The sequence below is a fragment of the Stenotrophomonas acidaminiphila genome, assembly GCF_014109845.1.
Lineage (GTDB): Bacteria > Pseudomonadota > Gammaproteobacteria > Xanthomonadales > Xanthomonadaceae > Stenotrophomonas > Stenotrophomonas acidaminiphila.
In genome coordinates, this window is sequence record NZ_CP043567.1 from 2578194 (window position 1) to 2602864 (window position 24671).

General features: G+C 62.7%; 20 protein-coding genes and 2 pseudogenes. 3 read left to right on the forward strand and 19 right to left on the reverse strand.

Annotated features, from left to right (window positions below; all coding sequences use genetic code 11):
• Nucleotides 1-38 precede the first annotated feature (38 nt).
• Genes F0P95_RS11815 through F0P95_RS11825 form a run of 3 tightly spaced genes read right to left on the reverse strand, consistent with a single transcriptional unit; the run spans nt 39 to nt 2664 of the window.
• The gene (locus F0P95_RS11815; RefSeq protein ID WP_198422005.1) at nt 39-704 is read right to left on the reverse strand and encodes an anaerobic ribonucleoside-triphosphate reductase activating protein; all 666 of its coding nucleotides are present in this window, start codon (nt 702-704) and stop codon (nt 39-41) included.
• A complete protein-coding gene (gene nrdD / locus F0P95_RS11820; RefSeq protein WP_182334388.1) occupies nt 701-895 on the reverse strand; it encodes an anaerobic ribonucleoside-triphosphate reductase in 195 nt (64 codons plus the stop codon). Before nrdD ends, F0P95_RS11815 begins: the two co-directional genes overlap by 4 nt.
• Nucleotides 892-2664 (reverse strand): ribonucleoside triphosphate reductase, encoded by a 1773-nt coding sequence (locus F0P95_RS11825; RefSeq protein ID WP_182334389.1) that lies wholly within the window; start codon nt 2662-2664, stop codon nt 892-894. The genes nrdD and F0P95_RS11825 overlap by 4 nt, the downstream gene beginning before the upstream one ends.
• Nucleotides 2665-3010: 346 nt before the next feature.
• On the opposite strand from F0P95_RS11825, the gene F0P95_RS11830 reads away from it, so the two are divergent.
• The gene (locus F0P95_RS11830; protein ID WP_182334390.1) at nt 3011-4711 is read left to right on the forward strand and encodes a serine hydrolase domain-containing protein; all 1701 of its coding nucleotides are present in this window, start codon (nt 3011-3013) and stop codon (nt 4709-4711) included.
• A gap of 615 nt (nt 4712-5326) precedes the next feature.
• The gene (locus tag F0P95_RS11835; protein WP_182334391.1) at nt 5327-6592 is read left to right on the forward strand and encodes a S41 family peptidase; all 1266 of its coding nucleotides are present in this window, start codon (nt 5327-5329) and stop codon (nt 6590-6592) included.
• A gap of 376 nt (nt 6593-6968) precedes the next feature.
• On the opposite strand, the pseudogene F0P95_RS17530 reads toward F0P95_RS11835, so the two are convergent.
• The 6 genes and pseudogenes from F0P95_RS17530 to F0P95_RS11860 all read right to left on the reverse strand — a co-directional run.
• Nucleotides 6969-7163: pseudogene (locus F0P95_RS17530) on the reverse strand (IS30 family transposase); the annotation flags it as partial.
• A 112-nt stretch (nt 7164-7275) separates the two neighbouring features.
• Nucleotides 7276-7752 (reverse strand): Mov34/MPN/PAD-1 family protein, encoded by a 477-nt coding sequence (locus tag F0P95_RS11840; protein WP_232528679.1) that lies wholly within the window; start codon nt 7750-7752, stop codon nt 7276-7278.
• Nucleotides 7743-9365 carry a ThiF family adenylyltransferase gene (locus F0P95_RS11845; protein WP_182334393.1) on the reverse strand — a complete coding sequence of 541 codons (1623 nt, stop codon included), beginning with the start codon at nt 9363-9365 and terminating at the stop codon, nt 7743-7745. Before F0P95_RS11845 ends, F0P95_RS11840 begins: the two co-directional genes overlap by 10 nt.
• Nucleotides 9362-10504: a CBASS cGAMP synthase gene (locus F0P95_RS11850; RefSeq protein ID WP_182334394.1), complete on the reverse strand. Its 1143-nt coding sequence runs from the start codon at nt 10502-10504 to the stop codon at nt 9362-9364. The genes F0P95_RS11845 and F0P95_RS11850 overlap by 4 nt, the downstream gene beginning before the upstream one ends.
• An 8-nt stretch (nt 10505-10512) precedes the next feature.
• Nucleotides 10513-11499: a CBASS cGAMP-activated phospholipase gene (locus F0P95_RS11855; RefSeq protein WP_182334395.1), complete on the reverse strand. Its 987-nt coding sequence runs from the start codon at nt 11497-11499 to the stop codon at nt 10513-10515.
• A gap of 155 nt (nt 11500-11654) precedes the next feature.
• Nucleotides 11655-11882, reverse strand: coding sequence for a YegP family protein (locus F0P95_RS11860; protein ID WP_182334396.1), 228 nt, complete (start codon nt 11880-11882; stop codon nt 11655-11657).
• A gap of 186 nt (nt 11883-12068) precedes the next feature.
• On the opposite strand from F0P95_RS11860, the gene F0P95_RS11865 reads away from it, so the two are divergent.
• Nucleotides 12069-12962 (forward strand): BrxR family transcriptional regulator, encoded by an 894-nt coding sequence (locus F0P95_RS11865; RefSeq protein WP_232528680.1) that lies wholly within the window; start codon nt 12069-12071, stop codon nt 12960-12962.
• A 1-nt stretch (nt 12963) separates the two neighbouring features.
• Here F0P95_RS11865 and F0P95_RS11870 read toward each other — a convergent pair whose 3' ends face one another.
• From F0P95_RS11870 to F0P95_RS11910, 10 genes and pseudogenes are all read right to left on the reverse strand, one after another.
• The gene (locus F0P95_RS11870; protein WP_182334397.1) at nt 12964-15933 is read right to left on the reverse strand and encodes a hypothetical protein; all 2970 of its coding nucleotides are present in this window, start codon (nt 15931-15933) and stop codon (nt 12964-12966) included.
• A gap of 195 nt (nt 15934-16128) precedes the next feature.
• A pseudogene (locus F0P95_RS11875) lies at nt 16129-17117 on the reverse strand (site-specific integrase).
• Nucleotides 17118-17249: 132 nt separating this feature from the next.
• Entirely contained in the window at nt 17250-17987 is a 738-nt protein-coding gene (locus F0P95_RS11880; RefSeq protein WP_182334398.1) for a copper homeostasis protein CutC, read from the reverse strand.
• The gene (locus F0P95_RS11885; protein WP_425515863.1) at nt 17984-18988 is read right to left on the reverse strand and encodes a glycosylasparaginase; all 1005 of its coding nucleotides are present in this window, start codon (nt 18986-18988) and stop codon (nt 17984-17986) included. The genes F0P95_RS11880 and F0P95_RS11885 overlap by 4 nt, the downstream gene beginning before the upstream one ends.
• On the reverse strand, nt 18985-19311 hold the full coding sequence (locus F0P95_RS17535) for a glucokinase (protein WP_232528681.1): 327 nt from the start codon (nt 19309-19311) through the stop codon (nt 18985-18987). The genes F0P95_RS11885 and F0P95_RS17535 overlap by 4 nt, the downstream gene beginning before the upstream one ends.
• Entirely contained in the window at nt 19286-20026 is a 741-nt protein-coding gene (locus F0P95_RS11890; RefSeq protein ID WP_232528682.1) for a glucokinase, read from the reverse strand. The genes F0P95_RS17535 and F0P95_RS11890 overlap by 26 nt, the downstream gene beginning before the upstream one ends.
• Before the next feature lie 53 nt (nt 20027-20079).
• Entirely contained in the window at nt 20080-20466 is a 387-nt protein-coding gene (gene crcB, locus F0P95_RS11895; protein WP_182334399.1) for a fluoride efflux transporter CrcB, read from the reverse strand.
• 68 nt (nt 20467-20534) lie between these two features.
• Nucleotides 20535-21839 carry a replication-associated recombination protein A gene (locus tag F0P95_RS11900; protein WP_267913898.1) on the reverse strand — a complete coding sequence of 435 codons (1305 nt, stop codon included), beginning with the start codon at nt 21837-21839 and terminating at the stop codon, nt 20535-20537.
• 140 nt (nt 21840-21979) lie between these two features.
• Entirely contained in the window at nt 21980-22618 is a 639-nt protein-coding gene (lolA, locus tag F0P95_RS11905) for an outer membrane lipoprotein periplasmic chaperone LolA (protein WP_182334400.1), read from the reverse strand.
• A 103-nt stretch (nt 22619-22721) separates the two neighbouring features.
• Nucleotides 22722-24626 carry a DUF3857 domain-containing transglutaminase family protein gene (locus tag F0P95_RS11910; protein ID WP_425515935.1) on the reverse strand — a complete coding sequence of 635 codons (1905 nt, stop codon included), beginning with the start codon at nt 24624-24626 and terminating at the stop codon, nt 22722-22724.
• Nucleotides 24627-24671: the final 45 nt, after the last annotated feature.

Below are 24671 nucleotides of genomic sequence, written 5' to 3' on the forward strand. Positions count from 1 at the left end.
CGCATGGGCATGTGTGTTTCCTCCCATGTGGGATGGTTTCATCCGCCGCGGAAGGTGAAGTACTGGAAGTGGCTGCCAAGGCGCGCCAGATCCGCCGGGTCACCCTGATGCCGACTACGGCCCGGCTCATGACATTCCTGCAACACCCAGCGCCTGACGCCGCGTGCGGCCAATTGTTCGGCCAGTCGATATAGTGCCTGCATCGGGAACAGTTCCGAGTGCCAGGTAGTGCGGCACTCGAAGGCAATGCCGCTTTCCAGCAGGTGCCCCAGCGACAGTTCGACCGGTACCGCGCTGCCGCGCCGGCCGGTGATGGCGTCGTGGTGCGCCGCCGGCCCCTTGATGTCGAGCCCCACCCAATCCAGCAACGGCAACAGCCGTTGCAGCCGCGCCGGGTACATGCCGCCGGTGTGCAGGCCGACCTGGAAACCCATCGCTTTCACCCGCGCCATGGTATCAGGCAACCTCGCCTGGGAAGTGGGTTCGCCGCCGGAGAACACGACGCCGTCAAGCAGGCCGCGACGGCGTCGCAGGAAGTCCAGTACTGCATTCCATTCGAGGCCGCCTGCACCGCGTGCAGGCAGCAGCTCGGGGTTGTGGCAGTAGCTGCAGCGCCACGGGCAACCTTGCAGGAACAACACCGCCGCCAGCCGACCGGGAAAGTCGATGGTGGTCAGCGGTGTCATTCCGGCCACGCGGATCATGCGGCGTCGGCCACCGCGATGGCGTCGGTGCGCTCGGCGAAGAAGCGCCGCTCGGCGTGCTCACCCTGCTTGCCGATGTTGAAGCTGGACACCGGGCGGTGATAGCCCATCACCCGCGTCCAGACTTCGCAGCGCTGGCGATCCCCGGCGCACAGCGACGCGGTGGCGACAGAGAGTGGATTGTTGTTCATGCGTATGTCTCCTTGGATGTCAGGGCATCGACGGTGATCGGCGACACGGTGGTCGCCTGCTGTTCGGCCAGCAACCGCTCGTCGCAGCGCGGGCAGAATTCGTGCTCCCCTGCCAGGTAGCCGTGCACCGGGCAGATCGAGAAGGTGGGCGTGATCGTGATGTAGGGCAGGCGGAAGCGGGTCAATGCGCGCCGCACCAGTTCACCGCAGGCTTCACCACTGGACAGGCGTTCGCCCATGTAGAGGTGCAGTACGGTGCCGCCGGTGTAGCGCGCCTGCAGCGCCTCCTGCCGTTCCAGCGCCTCGAATGGATCGTCAGTGAAACCCACGGGCAGCTGGGATGAATTGGTGTAGTACGGCCTGTCGGTGCTGCCGGCCTGAAGGATGTCCGGCCAGCGCCGGCGGTCTTCCTTGGCAAAGCGGTAGGTAGTGCCTTCGGCGGGGGTGGCTTCGAGGTTGTAGAGATGGCCGGTCTGCTCCTGGAACTCGACCATCCGTGCGCGCACGTGATCGAGCAGGCGCAGGGCGAATGCATGGCCCCACTGGCTGGTGATGTCGTGGGCATCGCCCGTGAAATTGCGGACCATCTCGTTGATGCCATTCACGCCCAGTGTCGAGAAATGGTTGCGCAGGGTGCCGAGATAGCGCTTTGTGTAGGGGTACAGACCGTCGTCGATGAGCTTCTGCACCACCTCGCGCTTGATCTCAAGGCTGCGCCGACCCAGTTCCAGCAACTCGTCCAGCCGCGCGAACAGGGCCGCTTCGTCGCCGCGATGCAGGTGGCCCAGCCGCGCGCAGTTGATCGTCACCACACCCAGGCTGCCGGTCTGCTCGGCACTGCCGAACAGGCCGTTGCCACGCTTGAGCAGCTCGCGCAGGTCCAACTGCAGACGGCAGCACATCGAGCGGATCATCCCCGGATCCAGCTCGGAGTTGATGAAGTTCTGGAAGTACGGAAGGCCGTACTTGGCGGTCATCTCGAACAGTCGCTGCGCGTTCTCCGACTCCCATGGGAAGTCCGCGGTGATGTTGTAGGTAGGAATCGGAAAGGTGAACACCCGGCCGCGTGCGTCGCCCCCGCTCATCACCTCGATGTAGGCACGGTTGATCAGATCCATCTCGGCCTGCAGCTCACCGTAGGTGAACGGCATCTCCTCACCGCCGATGAACGGCGTCTGGTGCTTCAGGTCCTGCGGGCATACCCAGTCGAAGGTGAGATTGGTGAACGGCGTCTGCGTCCCCCAGCGCGAGGGCACGTTGAGGTTGAAGATCAGTTCCTGGATGCACTGGCGAACCTCCTCGTAGGCCATTGCGTCCTTGCGCACGAATGGCGCCATGTAGGTGTCGAACGAGGAAAATGCCTGTGCGCCGGCCCATTCGTTCTGCAGGGTGCCCAGGAAGTTGACGATCTGCCCCACCGCCGAGGACAGGTGCCTGGGCGGGCCGGCCTCGACCTTGTTGGGCACGCCGTTGAGCCCTTCGTACAGCAGTGTGCGCAGCGACCAGCCGGCACAGTAGCCGGACAACATGTCCAGGTCGTGGATATGCAGGTCGGCCTCGCGATGGGCGCGACCGATCTCGGCCGGATACAGGTGCGAGAGCCAGTAGTTGGCGGTGACCTTGCCGGATACGTTCAGGATCAGCCCGCCCAGTGAGAAGCCCTGGTTGGCATTGGCGTTGACTCGCCAGTCGGAGCGGGTCAGGTATTCCTCCATCGATCGCACCGGGTCGATCAAGGGGGCGGTTGCCGCCACGCATCCGGGTTCCATGGATCACCTCCGTAAACAATATGTTGTGGAAATGGTCGCCTATCGATACTACATGTTGTATGACTTGGATCAAGAGGGAGGCGTTTGGCCAGGCTGTCCCTTGGGCCGTCACTCTCGGTGGTCGACGCAGAGGCGGTGAGAATGGGGGCGTGTTGGCCTCCCATGGGCTTGGGCAGGGCGGTGGGAGGCCCTGTCTGCTCACGGGGGCGCGCCGTGGGGTCAACAGTGACTTCTGGCCTGGAGGCGACAACACGAGATGGGTACGCTCGTGCTTCGGGATGAAAGCAGGCCCCAACTGCGCTTTCCATCGGGCCCCACGCCCTGTTGACGGAGTCCAAGCCACGCCATGAAAGCAAAGAACATCGGCATCTTCCTGGCCGTGCTGTGGTCGATCCTGCCGGCGATGGCGTGGTGCGCCGGGCCGCGGACATCCGCCGACATCGCGGAGCTCAGCCGATGGCTGGCGCAGCGGCAGCAGGACAGCGGCGTGGTCGGCGTGTCGGCCGCGTTGGTCGTGGACGGGAAGGTCGTGTGGAAACAGGGGTTCGGCTATGCGGACAAGAACGCCGGCATTGCCATGACCCCGGGTACCCGGGTCGGTATCGGCTCGGTGACCAAGACGTTCACCGCGTTGGCGGCCATGCAGCTGCAGGAGCAGGGCGTGGTCGATATCGACCAGCCGTTGTCCCGCTACCTGCCCGAGTTCCGAATACGCACGCATGGCGAAGATCGCAGCCAGGTCACGCTCAGGCGCCTGATCACCCACAGTTCCGGCGTGCCGACCGATGTTTTCCGTGACATGCGGAGCGATCAGGCCCGCTATACCGATGTGGTCACGCTGCTCAACCGGACCGCACTGGCGCATACGGCGGGCACCGTGGGCCTGTATTCGAACGCTGGCTACAACCTGTTGGGGCACGCGCTGGCCAAGGCCAGCGGCGTCGATTACCCGGATTACCTGAAACAGCAGATCTTCGTGCCATTGGGCATGAAGAACACCGGATTCGCCGACGACCCGCACGCGGCCGGCCGCAGCAAGGCCTACGGGCCGGACGGTGCCGAGGCGGCGGCCTTCGAACTGCGCGATATCGCCTCCGGCGGCATCTATTCCACGGCCGAAGACCTGGCCGCCTATGCGGTGGCCTTGATGGACGCGTATCACGGCAAGCCATCCCCTCTGCTCAAACAGGCCACGATCCAGTCGATGTTCACCCTGCGGACCGATATCCCGATCGATACCAACAAGAAGGGACTGGGGTGGTTCCTGTTCCGCAACGACAGCCGCTTCGCCGCCTACCATGCCGGCAGCACGTTCTATTCCAATGCCGCGGTGCTGTTGATTCCGGAACAGAAGACGGCCGCAGTCATCCTGGCCAACACGGTGGGGAGCGATGCGGTCTGCGAGCAGTTCGCGTTCCGCTGGCTGGAAGGCCATGGCCTTTCGGTGAAGGATATTGTCCCGCAACCTGCGCCGCTGCCCGTATCTCCCCACATTCCCCGTTCGCGGCATGTGGGTTACTACGCGCAGAAGAACGGCTACGCGAAAGTGGAGGAGACCAGGACCGGCCTGTCCATCCGGCGTGACGCCGAGACCTACCCGGCGACCGAGACATCGCCTGGTGTGTTCGCCGTGCAGGGCGCCGGCGAGGCGGACGGCGATCTCTACTACTTCCGCGATATCGGGCCGTATCACGTGCTGTTCTGGCGCCGGGGGCAGGGTGAGCGGCAGCTGGGCTACCGTATCGCGGGCGAAGCGCCCGGCACCCTGTGGACGAAGCGGCTGGGCCGCTACCGGCCGTTCGGCTACACGATGCCGGGGTTCGAGAAGATCGCCGAGGCCGATGTACGCCTGCAGGACGATGGCCTGCCGGTGCTGCAGGTCCGCTACAACACGGGCATGTTCACCTATCCGTTGGTGCCGGTCGCCGCGGACGAGGCACGGACCGGCGGGCTGGGCCCGAGCATGACGGGCGATGCGGTGTCGTTCGGTACGGATGCGGGGGGGGAGGTCATGACTTACCTGGGATTGACCTTTCGGAAGGAGTGATACGTGGGCCGATCCTGCTGGCAAGCGGACAAGCGGAGTTTTCAGGCGCTCAGGGCGGGCACAGATTCGAGTGCGTTCAGTAGCTGATTTATATTTTTGACTCAAAGCGTGCCCATGCACGCTTTTTCTGCACGTGTCGCCGCACAGTCGTGGGCTCTCTCTTGCCGCCTATGCTTCGTCCGCATGACACAGTGGACAAGCACGAGTCGTGACGATTTTTCGAATCGTGGGGTGGATTAGGGATGTTTATCGGGGGTAGGGTACGGCAGCTCCCGACCCATAGCGGACCTCGGTCACCTCCATCCAAAGTTCCCTTGAATGGCCGGTCAGTCAGTCCGCTGTGCCCCCCGGTTATACATCGCGTCGTTAGGCAGTGTGGCTCATCAATACCAGTAGCACCTTTCAAGGTACTACCTGTTCCATCTTGGTCAGAACGACTTCCTGGCGCGTGCGCTTGCCCAAGGCTTCAGTATCGCAAAGCATCACTTGGATCTGTCATGATCCAAACACATCGCAATATTGCCAAGGGGTCTTGCTCAGACCCTCCGGTAAGAGTGGGGGGGCGGCAACGAAACCTGCGTTGCTATAGTGGCAGTACCAATATGGGGGCTGAAAGTGAAGATCAGTGGCATGGTCCTTGGACTAGCGATTGTAATTTTTCTCGGTGCGGCGTCACCGCCGGTGCACGCACAGAATTCTTCTGATAAGGACCGTGAAACCGCCGCCAAGCTTGTCTACGGCATGATGTCTGATATGCGCTACTCCTATCGGGCGCATCAGCTCGACGATGCACTGTCGAGCCGAATCTTCGATGCGTACATAGAGGCGCTTGATCCCGAAAGGCTGCGCTTTGATCCGGTGGACCGGCAGGCGCTAGAAAAGTACCGAAACAAGCTTGATGACTCCATCAGGCGTGGTGCACTTGAGCCGATCTACGAGATTGCGAACGCCCGTGCGAATCCGGACGGGGAGCAGCAGAGCCGGGACGAGATATTCGAGCTGTTCCTCAACGCCTATGCGCGTGTCAGCGATGGCGACGGTTCCTACAAGAGCCCATTCGTCAAAGAGGCAGCCAAACCCCGCGAGTCGCGAATGCTGATCAGCGCCAGAATGGTCGATGCCGGCGGTGAGCGTGTCGGCGTCATCAGCGTTCCGCATTTGTACTCGACCAGCCAGCAGCCTGTAGGTGCTGAAGTTGCGAATGCCATTGCGCAGTTCAACCAAGACGGTGTCCGTGCGCTGGTATTGGATCTGCGTGGCAATGGCGGCGGCCCACTGCGCGAAGTTATGGAGTTGGCGGAACTGTTGCTAGGACGCGGGCCGGTGATGCAGATCCGCGAAGTGGGCGGGCGAATCAGCGTCGAACGTGCGAAGGCAGCGCGCCAGTGGAATGGTCGGCTGGGCATGCTTGTCGACGGTGGCACAGCTGCGGGCGCAGAGATGCTCGCGGCTGCGCTGCAGGACCGGGGCCGTGGGATCGTGCTCGGCGAACGAACCTTCGGCCGCGGCACCATCCAAAATCCGGTGTCGCTGGATTTTGCATCTGCCGCGCAGCGTCGTTACGGAGTATTGTCCCTCACGATCGCTGAGGTGTTCCGGCTTAATGGCCAGCCGTTAGATGGTGTGGGCGTTACCCCTGACACAGTGCTGGCGCTGGGTACGGTGAGAAAGACCCGGAACTCACACATTGCAGTTTCAAAGGCGATCGCTGCGGTGGACGGCTTCGAGCAGGCGCCGCAGAGCTCCGATGCAGTCAAACAGCCAGTGAAATCGCGGTATACCAGCGGCTCGCAAGCAGGCACTGACCCGTTCATCACCGAGGCCGCCCTGATCGTGCAGGGGCTGACTGGCTCTGAATCGGACGTGCCGGCGCCGGACTAACACCACGCATTAGACCCCAAGCCCGGCCTTGACACGGGTTCGACAGCACGAACAATGTGTACATCTGTGACGTGTTCTTCATCAGCGTGCACACGAAGGTTGAGCATCCGCTCCCTATGGTGGAGTGTGCTACTCAAACAGGGCCGCAATTTGATGCAAGGACTCGCCCTGCTGCCAACATCCCACATCAGCGCCTTCTGAGTATCCTTGTAGTAGATCCTCTTCCTGCACTTCATCCGCAACACTCCTGCTGCCTATACAGCTATCCGTGTGTTGTATCGATCATGTGAATCCGCGACTCAAAGCGGACATCGGCGGGGCAGAGGATTAGGAAGATTTATCGGGGGTAGGGGAAGGGCAGCCTCCGACCATGGATTCAACTGATCGACGCAACAGTTTGTCGGTATCGCTCGCCAAGTGTTGCGTAACCTTGTGTCTTCCGTGGTCGCTAATTCAGTTCCCGAGCTACCGCATCAAGCTTGGCTTGGGAGATATTGGCAAGGCTGATGTCTTCGCGGAATTCCTGCCGCAGCAAGCCGTTGGTGTACTCGTTGCTGCCACGCTGCCAAGGAAGCGCCCACCATAATATTGGTGGCATGGACCGAGTTCAAGGTCGAACCTGTCGCGCCCTCCAAGCCCAAGCGAGCCCAAAGGCGCGAATAGATCTTCAGCAGCCAATGCCACTACAGATGGGGCTGAAAGAGGACACCAATGCCGTCACTGTTGACCAGCTCGACGTGGAGGCCCTGTCGACCGACGATGATCGAAAGCTGCGATCGCTTGTCTCTTCTCCCCGCGGCCAGTCGGCGCCATTCCGAGCGATCTAACCCAGACGGGGTAGGGTAGTCCTCCGGGTGAGTGTGCCATTCGCCCAGATACCGCATGGTGCCACAGGAGGCGCGCCATCGATCAAAGGCAAGCTTGGCGTGACCGATGGCGGAGCGGTGGAAAAACGTGCGTAGCCTGAGATCCCAGACAGTCGGAACAGTGGCCTGTTCAATTATCAGATGCTCGCCATGCACTGTACCAAGAAGTAGTCCGCCTGACTCAGGAGCGTCATCGCCGTCTTGCACATAGCGGGCAAACACATCCACAGTGGCCGGCGAGAGATGGATGAGCTTGCGCTGATCAAGGCTGGACCAGTCATTCGTCATTGGCATGCTGGGCATCCGCGTTCAATGGGCAGATCGCCGTCCAGCGTAGCTTGTGTGAAGTCACGGTCCAGTACTCGGGTGCGCAGAGCGGGGGAGACGATGCCATTGGCCCAATCGAGCGCCGCATCTACCCCCAAGCTAGATGCTTGAATGGAAACCGAGGCGCCAAAGGGCACATACAATCCCTCGCACCCGTGCCCTGCCAGGATGTTGGGCAAGGGCTCCGTGGTCGAGCACATCTCTCCGCGCCTGGTGAATTCCCAAAGACACCGATAGCAGCCGCCCTGCGCTGTTCTAAGCAACGTCCGCACGGCAACTCCCGGGCCTTCAATCCAGACGGAAAGCACCTGGGTCGGCCGTGGGTAGTAGTTTGCCAGCCAATGGCCTAAGGACTCTTCGCCGGTTGCATCAATGAGAAGGTGTTGGTCGGAAAGATCGACTTCGCGGGCATCCAGGGTGACTGCTTCAATCGATACGCCAGGTGCCAAGCGCCGAAGTTCATCAGCCATGGCCACGGATTTTCTCTGAAGCAGGGAGGGGAACCCTAACCGGTGCCGCCCCAGATTCTGTGGAACCAGAGTGTCGAAATCGACTAGTTTCAGCTTACCCCCCTGAGTTCCTGCGCCGGCCTTAACCAGCATTTCGGCCAGGAAGCCGCCTATTGTCCCGCAGCCAATCAAGGCAATTGCCCTCCCGGCAAGCGTGGAGCGCCCTGGAATATTGCGCTCGGCGATATAGCGCTCATCAATTCTGAATACGGAAAATGGAAGTACTGCCAATCCCGGCGTCCGATCTCGCCGGTCCGCAAACTTCACCTTCGGTACCCGTATATCTCGCTCATAGATGACGCCAAAGGCATACGTCATCTTTGGGGAGTCGATCAGAATAAGAAGTGCATTGAGGCGATCCCGCTCACCCTGCAGGATACGACGATGGATGCTACGCCTGCAGCGACGGTCCAGTTGGCTTTGCCATGTCAACAGCGAGCTGACGGTGGTGGGCGGCCACACGCCTGGGACAGGGCGTGGTTGGGCAGTGGTCTTGATTCTGTAGGTCGGGGTGGTTCTGTCGGTTGGGGTGAATCCTAATAACTCGGCCTTCTTTTTGGTTCGCGCAAGGTTGTTTGTGACAAACCAGATTGGGCGTTCGTTACCATCCACGATGAAGCATTCTTGGCGTCCCTGAGCACTTCCGTCCAAGTCGGAAAGGCAATACGCACCATTCCAGTACGCATAGAACTCCTCCGCAAGATCCTCCACCATCTCGCCCCGCATGATCCGATCAAACACATGCTGCGCCTGCCGTAGGCAAGCCAGCGACTGGCTGATCGGGTCAAAGATGTCCAAAGTCACCGTGCCATTGGCGATGTAGCAAAGCCCGCCATTGGCGTTGAGGTGGGGGACCGCAGCAGGCAGATGGGGCGGAATCTCGAGCAGCCGAACGCGCGGGAGTTCGAAGAAGTTGGGATCCAGTTCAATTTCACATGGCACACCCTCCGGTGTGACCTCCGAGAACAAGCGCCCAGTAACCCGGAACCAGCCGTTGTCGGCCTTACCTGCGAAGTCGAAGCCTTCGCGCCCAAACGCCTCAATCACTTGGCTGGGCGTGGCGCGGCTCAACCCGCTTTGCTCCGGCCGACGAGTTCACTGGGTCCAGGCTGCGGCGAAGTGGCACCGATTGTCGAGACAACCGAGACCACCTTGATGCGCTCCTCATCGACGGGGAATCGATCGCCGAACTCTTTGCGCATCCACACGCAAGCCTGGGAAGGACTAGAGGCATTCACGCAGCCGCGAAGCGTAACCTCAAGGGCCTCAAAGGCTTGTGCGGCGTCTTCCACCCCACGCTTGCCAAGACGATCGGTCAACGATTCGCTACTTTCCACCGGATTTACCACCCCCGCCCGCAGGCGCGCCGGTAGCCCGGCGACGACATCCAGCAGCGCGAGGTCATCGCGCCGGTCACGTTTTTCAAAGATGGGCGCTGCAGCCGCCATCAGGAGGATGGAGGAGGGGCCACCGTTCTCCCAGCGCCAGTCCCGATAGGCCTTCAGATAGCGGATGACCCGGCGGAACTGCTCGCCCTTCTCGTCAACTTCCTGCAGGAACCACTCTTTGACGGGACGGGGATCTGAGGCCATCCAATTGCATTTGCGGTGGGCCAGAAGCACCTTGTCACGGGGCAGGGCGGTCCACGCGTCGCGTTCGGCGAAGATGGCTGCCTCGGCAATTGAGTCGAACCCATATTGCTCCATGGACGCCTTGGTCAATGCGGTGAACTCGCTGTCCGGGATGGCGTAAAGCGGAATGTCGATGTGGGCAAAGCCACAGATCACGATCCGGATACAGGTGTCCTTATTGTCCACAAGCTTCCACTTCTTCCGCTCGATCAACGGAGCAAGTGCTTTCTCGGCGGCCTCGAAAAAAATGGTGGAAGCCACGCTCGGTCGCGTACCTTGGGAGACGAAGCTCATCGGCAAGTAGCAGCCGTCATCAACGTCGGCCTGCTGCGGCTTTTTGGCCGGTGCGTTGAGCGTCTTGTACGCCCAGGAGCCTTGCGTGAAGAATCGCGGCTGCGGCACCGTATCGGTGTAGCCACGTTCGGCCAAAACGTGAGGAATGCCCATACGCAGGCAGTCGCGAACCTCGGCCCGGGCGAGCGCAATCAGCGCACGCTCGCTGTCGCTCAAGTCCAGGTTGGAATGCAGGCATGCCTCATCGGCGACCGTGGTGAACAACAGCGGGCTGAGGTTGAGCATATCGGCTCCTATGCGTTTTTAAGAGGGCCGTGGTAGAACACGGGCGAGGCGGCGATGTGGTCACGGAACGGCTTGAACAGAGGATTGCCCAGTACGCGTTGGGCGGCATGCTTGCCCCGATCCTTCAGGGTGTTGGTGGCACCCACGGACACGCGATCCAATGCCTTGATATCGCGGCATTGGTCCGGCGTAGCCTGATCGTCAATCTGCAGGTACCTGTCTCCAAGTGATTGCCGCAGCATGTAATCCACTGAGGACTCCTGGGCAGAAATGACTAGGTCGAAGAGCCCGCCGCGCCACTTACCGAACCCCCGGTCCAGATTTGCATCGCCGCGCAGGGTGGCACCGATAGTCATGGTTCCGATGGAGAGAACCCGGATCTCAGCTTGGCCGCCCGGTGCCAGGAAGGTCCTAACCTCATGCAGCCCGAACAATCCCGGGGCATTGCCCACCAAGCCGCCATCTGCGAAGACACCCCGATCGTTTCTGGACAGCGGGAAGTAGACCGGTGCGGCGGCCGTCGCCATGGCTACGTCCGTCACCTGCATGCGATGATCAAGCTCAAAGCTGGGGTGGTGGGGCGTCTTGAAGAACTGGCCCCGCCCCGTGGTGTAGTTCACCGCCGGAATTAGCACACGATGCTTTAGATCGCCGATGGTCGTCGCTCCAAATCGATCCTGCAGCACACCCTGAAGGCCTGCCGAATCGTGCTTGGCTGCTAGCCAGAACCCAAACAGACGACGGGCCAGGTTACGTCGACCGAAGATGCGGTTGCCCTGATCCTCGAACAGGCCTTTGAGCTCTGAGGCAGGAATCTCGTTAGCCAAGCCCAACGCCAACATCCCGCCTGCCGACGTTCCGCAGATCAGGTCAAAATGCGCGGCAATGGGTCGCCCCAGAACCGCTTCCAGCTCAGCAAGTATCGTGGCCGTGTACAGGCCACGATAGCCGCCTCCTGAGAGTGCGAGCACGTGGTAGGTCGGGATGTCAGCCATCTCATGCTGCATGAATAGATCTCTGCCAATGAAATAGGGGGATAGTCAGCTGGCACATGCTGTGATTGCGCGCTCATTTCTGTGGGGAGAGGACAACCTATGCGAACTGAAACTCGTGAGGCCAGCAGCATCACTGGCCTTACGAGGTATGGCGGCTAGAACGGATCAGAGCCCATGCCAGCGCGGGCGCTCTCATTCAGCACCGTTCCGTCCCGACGCTTGATCGGCGCAGCAGGCGCAAGTTCCTTCAGGCGCCGGGCAGCACGCACCACGTTGTACTCAGTGGCGTAGCCTTCGCCAGAGTCCGCAATCTTGCGGCCGTTGGTGGCGTAGAACGTCCAGCGCCACTCTCCAGCGCGGTCTTGGTAAACCTCAATACGCATAGATAACTTCCTCTTCTTAAGTTGGCGCTGCTCTCATCCAGCCTTGTGCGAGAGCAACTTGTCGTTGGTGGAAAGCATGCAAGCAAGGCGTCGCCCTTCGCCAGCATAGTTACTATGCGCCTAGTTTCTATTCTCGTCAAGTTTCTTTACTGGTGCTATGCTCGATCGCCCAGAATCGAGGTGCACATGACTTCCGGAACCCATTCACTTCGCTGGGGCCAAGCGCGTCGCATAGCGTTCATTGACCTCCGACTGCAGTACGACGGCCGCCTGAACCGGAAGGATCTTATTGATTTTTTTGGAATTTCAGTTCCTCAGGCGTCTTCTGATCTGGCCGAGTACGCCAAAATCGCCCCAGACAATATGGAGTACGATGCCAGCGCCCGCGCTTACATAGCCCGGCCTGGATTCACGCCCGTGAGCGGTCGAGCGACCTCGAGCCATTACTTGTTTGAGTTGTACGGACTGGCTCGCGAACTGTTGGCTCGAGACGAGAGCTTTATAGGCTATGTACCCCTAACGGGAATTGTCGCCACTCCTGCACGCCCCCTGGTGGCGACCGAGATGGCCGAATGGGTTCGCGCAATTCGCGACGGCGACGTCGTGGAGGGCTGTTACCAATCCATGGATGCAGACACGCCGCGGGAGGTGCGCGTTTCCCCCCATGCACTTGGATATGACGGCCTCAGGTGGCATATTCGAGCCTACTGCCACACTCGCTCGTTGTTTAGAGATTTCGCGATTGGACGATTTGAAATCCGGAAGACGGAGCCAGGCTCAGCATTGATTGATGCGACTAGCGACGTTGGCTGGATTACGGAAGTCGGCGTTCGCTTGGTTCCTCATCCTGGATTGACCGCCAGCCAACGGCTAGCTGTGGTCAAGGACTACGCCATGCAAGATGGTGTGCTCGTTCTACGCTGCCGGAAGGCTATGCTTTTTTACACGCTGCGCCATCTGAATTTGGAATCACTGGAGATTCAATCTGATGCTGCGCGCCAACACGTCGTCGTGGAAAACCATCACGAGGTTGCGCAGTGGATACTCGAGGACCGTCAGGGTTGCGCCACTGCTGGTTGATCTAGGTCAAGCCATTGGTTAGATGAGTGGGCAAATGCCCGACAATCACTCTCTGATTCGGTTCATCGGCGAAGCAATATATCCGGAAACAGCGCAGCGGATCGTGGGCGTTGCTTCCAGCAATGTGCATATCCATCGTATAGGTCGCACCACCCACAATGCCTCTGTACTCGCTTTGGTGTCGCGCGGCTACAACCCCGACTCCGGACCAGCGGAGCCTATGGGACTTCAAGAAATCTTCCCACTCCTCGCGTGCCTCGCGGCGAGCCGACTCGTCATCAGCCCAGCGGGATCGCCAATAGCTGTCAGATAGTTGTTCCAGGCAGGCAAATATCAGGGCAGACTCATTGTGCGTCACGCGGCTAGCGTAGCGCAGCGTCTTGTCAGGGAACTCTACTCGTGGTCTTAGTGTTCCAGCCCATGCCGCGATGTCCGCGAGCGTTGCTGGCGGAGGTATGCGTTCCGTCGAGGGCTCGTCGTTGAACCCCGCCGCACCAAGCCGCATTTGTGCACTGTACAATCGGCGCTTCAGCTCAACATTTTCGTTGGATGTGGCCTCCAGATCGTGCAGTGCCGAGTCCCGGTCTAGCAGCGCCGTATTCCGCTCTTCTTCTGCAACTTGCAGCAGTTCTTCATAATCCCGAACTTCTCTCGAGACTAGGGCTCGAATGTCTTCTGCAGTTGGGGCAGCTAAGGGGGGATCGATCTCCGCTGCTTCAGAGTCCGTACGTAGAGCTATTCCACGCAGCCGAGCCTCAGCGACCGCGTTGCGAATGTCGCGGAACGCTGGCACCCCGGGCCGCTGCCGAGCGTCGACCGTAATCTGCCGGAGTCGCTCCAACCCCTGTTGGAGACCCAAGTCAACTTGCACGCAGGGGGTGCCAGGCTTGCCGTACACGTGGACCGTATTCGGCAGCAAAGCGCCGACATGAATCGCGTACTGCGGTCGCATCACTTCGTCAATGACGTACAGTCTTGCCAAACCCTGCAGCGGCTTAGTTAACTCAAAGCGCGCACCTGATACCCACAACGGCGCATCTCGGCTGAGATCTTGAACTGCGCCGACCAGCCTAGAGAGGCTGGCCTCATCACGTACGAATGTGGGAGCACCAGCCGCAGCTCCGGCAATGACCAATCCTGGCGAGCGAGCCCATTCCCGGACAATGGTGGGAACCGAGTTGGGGGGAGGCGGCAGATCTACAAGATCACGGGCACTCAGTCGTACTCCGACCATCCCGCCAACTGCACCAATTCCGGCCAGGACAGTGCCTTCCATCCGCCACCAACGAGTAGGGTGAGTCGTGTCCGGATGATCCAACCTAAAGGCAAAGATTCCCTCTCCCGATTCCAATTGGAGCGACACGCCCTGCCTCTCGATCTCGTGGGCACCCTCCCGCCATGTTTTGGGCAGGCTCAAGCCCATTCGTCCCTCGAGCCAGGCCAGTGCTGATGTCACAGCCTCCAAATAGGCCGAGTCTTTTTCCACCAAAGCCCACTCGGACGACAAAAGAGGGTAGTCGGATAGATCAAATCTGAGAGCGCGCTGCGATCTGCCGAACCTAACGGCACCTGCACGCTGCCGCACCTGAGCATTGCTAGCTCGCGGGATTGCGGTCAACTGTGTTGGAGGAACTCCGCCTTCCACAAGATCAACGGCATCAACGTCGCCGATTTCTACTGTCGAGCGGGCCGGAAAAAGCGCATTGCGCTCGATCAGAGGAACTGGATGTCGCGCAACCAGCGCCTCGATCGTCGTACGGAAGGCGGCTCGAAGTGAGGCATCCTGCCTCGACAGACGCCGCTTGCCACCTGAAGATACGATCTCCGGCACTAGTGCAGCCACGCGTGATCGCTCTGCTTTTGGCAGAGCTCGCCAGTTCTCTTTGGCAAGACGCAACCATTTCATGGACTGCGCCGGGCGCTCGTTAGCAAAGTGCCTAGCGCCGTAAGCTGCACCAAGAACTCTAGTTAGCGATCTTTCTACGCTTGGTTCGGATTGACCAGATGGGCCAACGTCCGACCCCGCCAGCCATAGCGCGATGCAAAGCGGAGAGTTTCCGTGCCGAGCAGCATCGGTAACGACTTCCCACAGCCAGCCCGGATCAATCGACTCTTTTCCAGCACTTAGGCCACTTACATGACGGGCGTCTGCATCGAGGTTATCTAGGAAAAGGACGTCAACAAAACCTTCAGCTGTCTCGCTATTACTTGAACCCAACACCACCACTTGTAGGCCGGACCGGATATCGATAGCCAACCTGTTGCCTTGGCTTTCACCATAGTTTCGCTGGAGCTCAATGTCGCCGACCGTGCTGATGAGCGAATCTGCTCCGAGTTCCAGCGCCTTGTCCAACGCGACAAGCGAGCTTTCCGGCATTGCATTCGAATCCGTCTCTGTTCGTTTGCTGGCCCATAAGCCCATCTCCTCCGGCAGAGCAGCCGGAGGAAGTTCCACGCCCGGCTCTAACAATGAATCGATCTGCGCCCGCAGCCAAGCCTCAACCTCAGCGGTTCGACTTCTAAAAAAATGGCCCGCGCACATCGCGCGAATGCACCAAGCATAGGCAGAGAAACAGGCGTACGAATTGCCGTTGATGCCGCGGAAGTGAGCGGCTAGTATCGACAACCCATGCCGATTGCCGGCTAGAGCGAGACTCTTTGCTAGCTCCAGATACTGGTTGAGTGTCAACCGGCCAGCCTGTCGATTGGTGGCAAGGCTAGGGGACGACGTGTGATACACGCGGCTGTCTTCGTCGTCAGCCACCAGCAACGTGTGGTCGGCAAGAGTGCCCAGTGCGACAGCCGTCCGCAGTGACCGGCGCAGCCGAACGTGGCAACCAGCTCTTGGTTGAGGACCTTGATGATAGCCAAAGAGTGGGAGGACCAAGGCGGCCGTCTGCTCATCTGGCGTCGGTTTCAGGTCCTCGGAACCGGTCGCTCCGTCTGTGTCGACCGCGCTTGCTTCCTGCATCTCACCGTAACCCACACTTCCCCCAAAATGTGAACGAGGGCTCATCATACTCCGCCACATCCCGTACGGCTGCTCGGCGATCTTAATTGCAGAATCAACAGTGAGTCCGATCCGTGGAGGCCGCGTAAGATCGAAGCCTTTGCTGCGCCTTAGCGCGTATGAGACCTGTCAGGACCGGAGCTGGCAACCTGGTTACTACTTAAGTAAGCGTGCAGCCGGGTTGTCCTCAGCAGCGCCTGCTTGAAAATACCCTATCACGCTCGCCACCGATCGATGCTCGGTCATCGCCATGACCGCCGGTAGCGGGATACCCTGTTTTCCTGCCTCGGTAACAAACCCCGAGCGCAAGCTGTGCGCGCCAAAGTCGCCCTCCAACTTAGCCATCCGCGCCCTGCGCTTTGCTATCGTGGCCACCGATCCCGAGAGGAGCGCAGGGCCCACTCGATCCTTCCAGATCCGTCGAAAAATTGCCCCTCGTGAATATCCGCAGCCTCTAGCCAAGCAGAGAGCGCTTCAGCGCTGCGACCGAGAATGGGCTTGTTCGGGGTCGAATCCACCGTCACCCCCGCCTGCTGCGTCTTCGAGTACTCCAACCGGTAAATGTAGCCGTCCTCGCCAACCTTGCGCAGATCCCGCGTGTCCGCGGCAGCGATCTCGCTGCGCCGACGTCCTCCACTGGCGAACCCAAAGCAGAGTAGGGCGCGGTCACGCAGTCCTTCCAAACTGTCATCACAAGTCGCCAGCATGGCCTCAAGCTCTGGCCTCGTGATGGCGGTTTTCTTGGTGGGGCGCTCACCGCGTTTGACTGATGCTCGACGGGCGCGACTCAGCAGCGTCCTGACGCTAGGCAGCTCACATGGATTAGTCAGGCGCTTGAGCTTGTGCGCCGTGGATAGCACGGCAACGCGCTGGACAACGGTCGACAGCTTCAGCGGCCCGACCTTGGCCTTGAGTCCGGCTGCCACAAGAGCTTGGTCCAGCGCCGGCGGCAGCTCGCTGACCAGACCGGTCTTGCTCTTGCGCTGGATGTGGTCAACAAGGAACTGGATCACCACGGCCTCGCTGACCGGCAGCGCCGGCTCGATGCCATAGCGTCCCTGATGCCAGCCGGCCCAGTAGCGCAGGGCGGTGGCATAGCTGCGGGTGGTGTTCGCCGCAGCCGCTTCGGCCAGCAGCTCGCGCATCGCATCGGCGGCCTGCTGGGCCAGCTGTTCGGGCAGCACCAAGCAGGTGGCCGTCGCCGCGAGCTCGGCAGTCAATTTCGCATAATGTATATTATGTAAAATCCGGGCAGTGCTAGTGACCGCTCGGTCCACTCACCCCGTCTGATCCAACGCACGCCGCAGCGCGTTCACCTGCGCCGTGTCCGATTGCACCCAGTCGTTTTCCAGGCCGACCAGTGCCGGGTTGTGGTGGCGCATGGCCGACGTGCGTGGTGTCTTGGCGGATGCATGCAGTTCGGTGCAGCCGCTCTCGTTGGCCACAGCGAGAATGTTGGTTGCATCCAGGCCCGCGCCGGCCATGATCCGGATGCGGTCGGCGGCCTGGGTGACCAGTTGCCGCAGCGCTTGCCTGCCGGCCAGTGCGCTGGCGGCACCACCGGAGCTGAGGATGCGCTGGCAGCCCAGGTCGATGACCTGCTCCATGGCCGCCGGCAGATCGCGGGCGGCGTCGAAGGCACGGTGGAACGTGGTGCCCAGTGGGCCCGCGGCGGCAACGAGCTCCCGGCACAGTGCGACGTCGACATCGCCATCGACAGTCAGCGCGCCGATCACCACGCCGTCGCAGCCCAGTTGCCGGCAGCTTTCGATGTCGCGCAGCATGATTTCGGTTTCCTGGGCGTCGTAATGGAAATCGCCCGGTCGTGGCCGGATCAGTACGAACAGCGGAATCCGCAGGCGGTCGCGGGCTACGGCGACGCTGCCGCGCGATGGCGTCGTACCGCCCTGGGCCAGGTTGTCGAACAGTTCGACGCGGTCGGCGCCGCCGGCCTGTGCGGCCAGCGCCGAGGCGACCGAATTGCTGGCGATCTCCAGCAGACGGCGCCCGCTCATGTCTGCTCGCTGGTGTAGACCGAACGGGAATCCAGCAGCGTGTCCTGCCTGCGCGAATCGCAGACCGCGTACACGAAGCCGCGATGCAGGGCGTAGGCGCCGACCTCGCCGTTCCTGTCCATGGCAAGGAAGCACACCTGCAGGGTACGGCTGGCTTCGGGGCGCTTGCGCACGACCCGCTCGATGGCTTCGCGGCAGGCGTCGGCCGGCGAGCGTCCCTGGCGCATCAGTTCCACCACCAGGAAGGAGGCCGCGTTGCGGATCATTTCCTCGCCCATGCCCGACGCCGTGGCCGCGCCCACTTCGTTGTCGACGTACAGCCCGGCACCGATGATGGGACTGTCGCCGACCCGGCCGTGCATCTTGAATGCCATGCCACTGGTGGTGCAGGCGCCGGCCATCCGGCCGTTGCCATCGATGGCGAGGATGCCGAGGGTGTCGTGGTTGTCCTTGTCGCCCGGGCGTCCACGACGCTCGGCGTTGATCTGCGGCGCATAGTGCTCGGTCTTGAGCCATTCGCGCCAGGCCCGTTCCGCGTCTTCGGTCAGCAGCCTGCGCCGCTCGAAGCCCTGCTGCACGGCGAACTGCTGCGCGCCCTCGCCCACCAGCATCACGTGCGGGGTCTGTTCCATCACCCGGCGTGCGACCGATACCGGGTGCAGGATGTCGCTCAGCGCCGCGACCGATCCGCAACGGCCATCGCCGGCCATGATGCTGGCATCCAGCGTAAGCACGCCATCGCGGTCGGGGTTGCCGCAGCGGCCCACGGTCGGGTTGCACAGGTCGCTTTCGGCCCAGCGGGCGCCGGCCTCCACCGCATCCAGGGCGCTGCCGCCGGCCGCCAGCACCTTCCAGGCGGCCTGGTTGGCGCCGACGCCGAAATCCCAGGTCGACACCACGCGCGCGCCGTTGGCGGCCATGGGCGATGCCAGCATGCGCGGCGCGGCGCCGGCGGCGGCCAGCAGCGCGCTGGCCTGCAGGAAACTTCTGCGTGTGTTCAATGCCTGTCTCCGGTAGTGGCGGCGTGGCGGCCGGTCTCCGCATGCCAGGCCAGCGCGCCGAGCACGCCGAGTTCGCCGTCGTCGATGCGCCACACCGGTACCCGCTGCAGGGCGGACGACAGCGCGCCTTTGGCGAGGAAGCGTTGCTGGAAGCCGCCCTCGTGCAGCCACTGGGCGAGATGGCCGGTGATGCCGCCGGTGAGGTAGACCGAGTGGGCGCCGAAGGTGAGCGCGAGATCGCCGGTAACGCTGCCCAGCCAGCCGCAGAACGCGCGGATGCTGGCCAGCGCGAGCGGGTCATCGGCAGAACGCGCGGCCTGCACCAGTTCGGCAGGCGTCTGCCAGCGCGGGGACCACGCCTTCGCGTTCGCACAGGCAGGCGTAGAGCGTCATCAGCCCGGGGCCGGACAGGATGCGCTCGCTGTCCACATGCCCATGGCGCTGCAGCAGCATGCGCAGCACGTCCAGTTCCAGCGCGTTGCCGGCACTCAGTGCGGCGTGCCCTCCTTCGCTGGCCAGCACGGGCGGCTGGCTGTTCTCAAGGCGCAGCGCCACGCCCAGGCCGGTGCCGGGGCCGAGCACCAGTGCCGGGCCGGCGGCGTGATGGCCAGGGGTGGCGGACAGCGGGTGCAGCGCCGTGCGCGCGACGTGTGGAATGGCCTGGGCCACGGCCACGAAGTCGTTGATCAGTTCCAGTTCGCCCAGTCCCGACTCACGGCGGGTCGCGGCCAGCGAAACCGGCCACGCCAGGTTGGTGTTGAGCAGGCGGTCGCCATCCAGCAACCCGGCGATGGCCACCACTGCGCCGCCGAGCGGCGGCAGTACCGGATTGGCGCGCAGGCCGGCGGCATAGTCGTGCAGGATCGCCGCCAGGCTGGGGTGCTCGGCGCACGCATAGCGGCGGAAATCGTTGATCTTGATCGGCTCGCCCGGTCGCAGGATGGCCCAGCCCAGCCGGGCGTAGGTTCCGCCGACATCGGCGCCGATGATGGTCGTTGCCGGTACCGGCTCGCTCACTCTACCCTGCTCTACCGGCATGTCTTGTTTCGATCGCTACGTGGGGAAAGCGGATCATGCGTTGGAAAGCCGGTTCACGCCAAGGGGCGCAACAGTCGCCAGGTGGTCCAGCCCAATGCGGTCATCGACAGCGAGCCGGCCAAGTGCAGGCCCATCGTCGCCAGTGCCCAGCCCAGTTGCTGGCGCAGGAACAGCTGCACCACCTCGGCGGAGAAGGTGGAAAAAGTGGTCAGACCGCCGAGCAGGCCGGTGACCACGAACAGGCGCCACTGTGGCGCGATGTCCGGGCGTACCGCGAACCACGCCAGCGCCAGGCCGATGGCGTAGCCACCGAGCAGATTGGCGGCCAGCGTGCCCAGCGGAACGGTGGAATGGAGCGGGTTGAGCCACACGCTCAGGCCATACCGCAGCCATGCCCCGATGGCCGCTCCGACGCCTATCGCCACAAAGGAAAGCCACATCGGCTGATGTCTCCTGCTGCTGTCATGGGATGCCGCGGAAGGTTGCCGGGCGCGGCACGAGGCGTCGCTCAGTCCTTCGTCGAGTCGCCGCCCCTGGCCTGTTCGCGTGCCGCGCGCAGGCGGTCGAGTTTTTCCTTGAGCTTGATTTCCAGCCCGCGTTCGACCGGCCGGTAGTACACGCGCTCGCCCATCTCGTCGGGGAACGCGGTCTGGTCCAGGGCGATGCCGCCTGCGACGTCGTGGTCGTACTGGTAGCCCTTGCCGTAGCCGAGGTTCTTCATCAGCCGCGTCGGCGCGTTGCGCAGGTGCAGCGGAACCGGCAGCGAACCCAGTTCGCCGACGTCGGCACGGGCGGCGTTCAGCGCCGCATAGGCGGCGTTGGACTTGGCGGTGCTGGCCAGATAGACCACCAGATTGGACAGCGCGATGTCGCCCTCCGGCGCGCCGATGCGGTCGTAGGCGTTCCAGACGTTGATCGCCATTTCCAGGGCGCGCGGGTCGGCCAGCCCGACGTCCTCCACCGCCATGATGGTCAGGCGCCGCAGCAGGTAGGACGGGTCGCAGCCGCCGTCGAGCATGCGCGCCAGCCAGTAGATCGCGCCGTCGGGATTGGAGCTGCGCACCGATTTGTGCAGCGCCGAGATCTGGTCGTAGAACTGCTCGCCGCCCTTGTCGAAGCGACGGGTGCGGTCGGCCAGCACCTGCAGCAGGGTTTCCGGCGTGATCTGCCCGCCCTCGCCCGCCGCCAGCTCCGCGGCGATCTCCAGCAGGGTCAGGGCGCGGCGCACGTCGCCGTCGGCGGCGCGTGCGATCTCCAGCAGCGAATCGCCGGAAACGCGGATGTCCTCGCCACCGAGCCCGCGCTCGCCATCGTCCAGGGCGCGCTGCAGGGCTTCGGCCACGTCCTCGGGCGACACCGCCTCCAGCACGTGCACCCGGCAGCGCGACAGCAAGGCGGAGTTGAGCTCGAAGGACGGGTTCTCGGTGGTGGCACCGACGAAGATGATCGTGCCGCGTTCGATATGCGGCAGGAAGGCGTCCTGCTGCGACTTGTTGAAGCGGTGCACCTCGTCGACGAACAGCACCGTGCGCCGGCCTTCGGCAAACCGCTGCGCCGCCTCGGCCAGCACCTGCCGCACCTCGGGCAGGCCCGACAACACGGCCGAGATCGCGCGGAACTCGGCATCGGCATAGCGCGCCAGCAGCAGCGCCAGGGTGGTTTTGCCGCAACCGGGCGGTCCCCACAGCACCATGGAGTGCACGCGGCCGGACTCGATCGCGCGGCGTAGCGCGGTGTTGGGCGCCAGCAGGCGCTTCTGCCCGACCATCTCGTCGAGCGTGCGCGGGCGCATGCGTTCGGCGAGCGGGCGCATGCCCTCCCGGTCCGCGCTCAACAGGTCGGCAGGAGGGTCGGAGAACGTGTTTCTGGATCTGGCCACGCCGGCATTCTAGCGTGGCCGTCCGCGCCGGCGACGGTCATCGCACGGCGGCAGCCGGGGCTGGCCTTCTTCGCTCAGCGCTCGCCGATGACGTCCACGTTCCTGGCCGGGGTGAAGCGGAAGGTGCCGGCGGCAAAGCCCGGGTTCTTCTTCCAGCCGCTGAAGTCGATCACGGTGCGCTGGCCGACCGCATCGACCACTTCCATGCGGCTCAGCCCGCCCTGGCCGAAGCCGAGCGCGGCGTACTGGAAGCTGGCATCGGTTTCGCGCTTGGGGCTCAGCGACAGCCACTGCAGGCCATCGCGCGGGGCGGCCTCCTCGCTGACGTCGTACTGGCGCTCGAGCTGCGCCGGGTTGATCAGCGCGGTCAGCGGGCTGTTCTGCTCCTCCTCGCCCTGGCTGCGCACGGTGGCCTGCTCCAGGTCGGGCTCATAGACCCAGACCTTGCTGCCGTCGGCGACGATCAGCTGCGGATGCGGGCGGGTGTATTCCCAGCGGAACAGCCGCGGCGCCGACAGCGCGACGCGGCCGCTGGACGACTCCTTGAGCTTGCCGCGGGCATCGAACACCTGCTGGCTGAACTGCCCGTCCAGGCCGCGCAGGCCGTTGGTGAAGGACTTCAGGTCGTCGCGTGCGCCAGCATGGGCGTCGGCGGCAAGAAGGCCGGTGGCGACCATGCTGACGATGAGGCCGGTGCGGAGAAGGACGTGCATGAGCGGTTCCGTAAGCGGTGGATGATGTGAGTGCAGTGTGCCAAGTCGATGCTGAATGGGCAGGCGAAGATCATCTCCGCCCTGCCTGCTGGACGCCCGGGATTCAGGGCGTGGCCGATGGTCCGCGATATACGACCTGCGCGCGAAAGCCGCGCCGCGCCTGACGGTACAACTCGCGGAAGTGGAGGTAATCCTGGGCCTGGCAGAGCCTGTCATCGCCGTTCACCGCATTCTGCCGAAGACGGTGGACGGCCACGATGGTCTGCCCCTGGCGTCGCCAGTTCGAGCGGTAGGTGCCCGCGGCATTGGTGAAATAGATATCGCGCGGCAAGGCGGTGATCGCCACATCCGCGGGGAAATGCAGACGGTAGGTTTCCTCCTGGCTGAAAACCGGGCACGTGAACGGCACGTCATTGTGCTCGGCCCTGGTTCGCTTGTAGTAGTCGCGGATGGAAACGATGCCCGGCATGTCCGGCAACGGCAAGCCACCGGCGTTGGCGAAATCGGCCTGGTCCAGCGCGGTGAATCGATAGGCCACGGCGAAGGGCGTGGACAAATCAGCAAGGGCGCCGGCGAATCCGAGCTCACCGCTGCCCTCCATGCTGGCCGCTGCCAGCATGGAGGCCTCGAAGCTGCGCCGGTTCTGCCCGTTCAGATGGGCAAGAGCACTGCGCCAGCTGATCTCACTGCTGGTGCGGGGCTTTATCCATAACAGGCCCTGCGCGTTTCCATCGGCGGCGAACGTCATCTCCATCTCGGTGGCGACCGCTGGAAGACGTCCGCCGGACAGGGCTGGCGTGCGCGCGATCCTGCCGTCTGCACTGTGCACCACAGGCATGCTGAGGTCGCCGCTTGGCAACTGCCCGAAACGTGCATGCTGGTTGGTTGAGTCCAGGTAGAGGTCGAACTCTGGAACGTACGTGATGACGTGATTGAAGCGTCCGGTCAGCGCCACCGGCGGCAACGTCGGGCCGCTGTCGGCACCGATCAGCGCTGGCGTACTGCCGATGCCCCTGGCAGCCAGCAAGGCTTCCAGAATGACTACATGGTCCTTGCAGTCGCCATAGCGGTTGGCGAGGATGCTGTCGGCCATGTTCGGTTCCAGCCCGCCATTGCCCAGGTATACGGCGACATAACGGATGTTCCTGGCCACCCACTGGTAGAGCGCGTCGGCCTGCGCGCGACGGCCTTCGATGTTCCGGACGATATCGTCGGCCATGGCCTGTATTGCCGGGGTGACTCTTGCCGCCGCGCCAGCCTTGAGGTGGTAGGCGCGGCCAAGCATGGAGTAGTCGGGGTAACTGCTGGCCATTATCGTGGGACTGAATTCCCACGCCGGTGCGCTCCAGTTCTGCGATGGCAGCGGCTTCGCGTCACGCACCCGCCACTCCCAGCGGGCGATACCGTCTTCTACCAGCGGCTCGCTTCCACCCTCAACGCCATTCCCGGTGTGCACGTACATGGGCAGGCTGGCAGGAACGCTCAGCGTAACGCGTGCGTTCCGGTATTCGTTCAAGCGGCTGAACGTCTCCCACAGGCCAAAATAGCCGGGGAAACTTGGTGTATTGCGGCTGCGCCGGATCGAGTACGCCAGGCGCGTGCCCGGCGACAGGTCGGGAAACACGATGACCTTGACCTTCTGGTCCGCATACATCGCCGCCGATGCGCTGGAATAGCCTTCCTGCGTGTAGATGTTGTCTGCCGGAACGTCACGGCGCTTGCCGTCGGGCGTCACCGTATATGCCGAGAGGATCTCCAGCGTCTCCATTTTTTCGCTGTAGCTCTGCCGCACCTGGCTCCACTGGTCGCCCCCGCCCTTGTTGTGGATCAGTACTTCCACCGTATCGGTCTCGACATGGGTGGCATCGGCGTTCACCCGGTAGTCGGCGTGGTAGTCGAGGAAGGCATAGTTGTTGCGTATCGCTGTCGCGGCCTCCATGGCCTGCGCGGCGGGGACCGTGTCATCGGCATGGGCCGCCGGCAGCAAGGCCAGCAGCGCGAACGACATCATCCATTGCTTCATGCAGCGTCCTTCCGCACCAGGGTGAGCAGG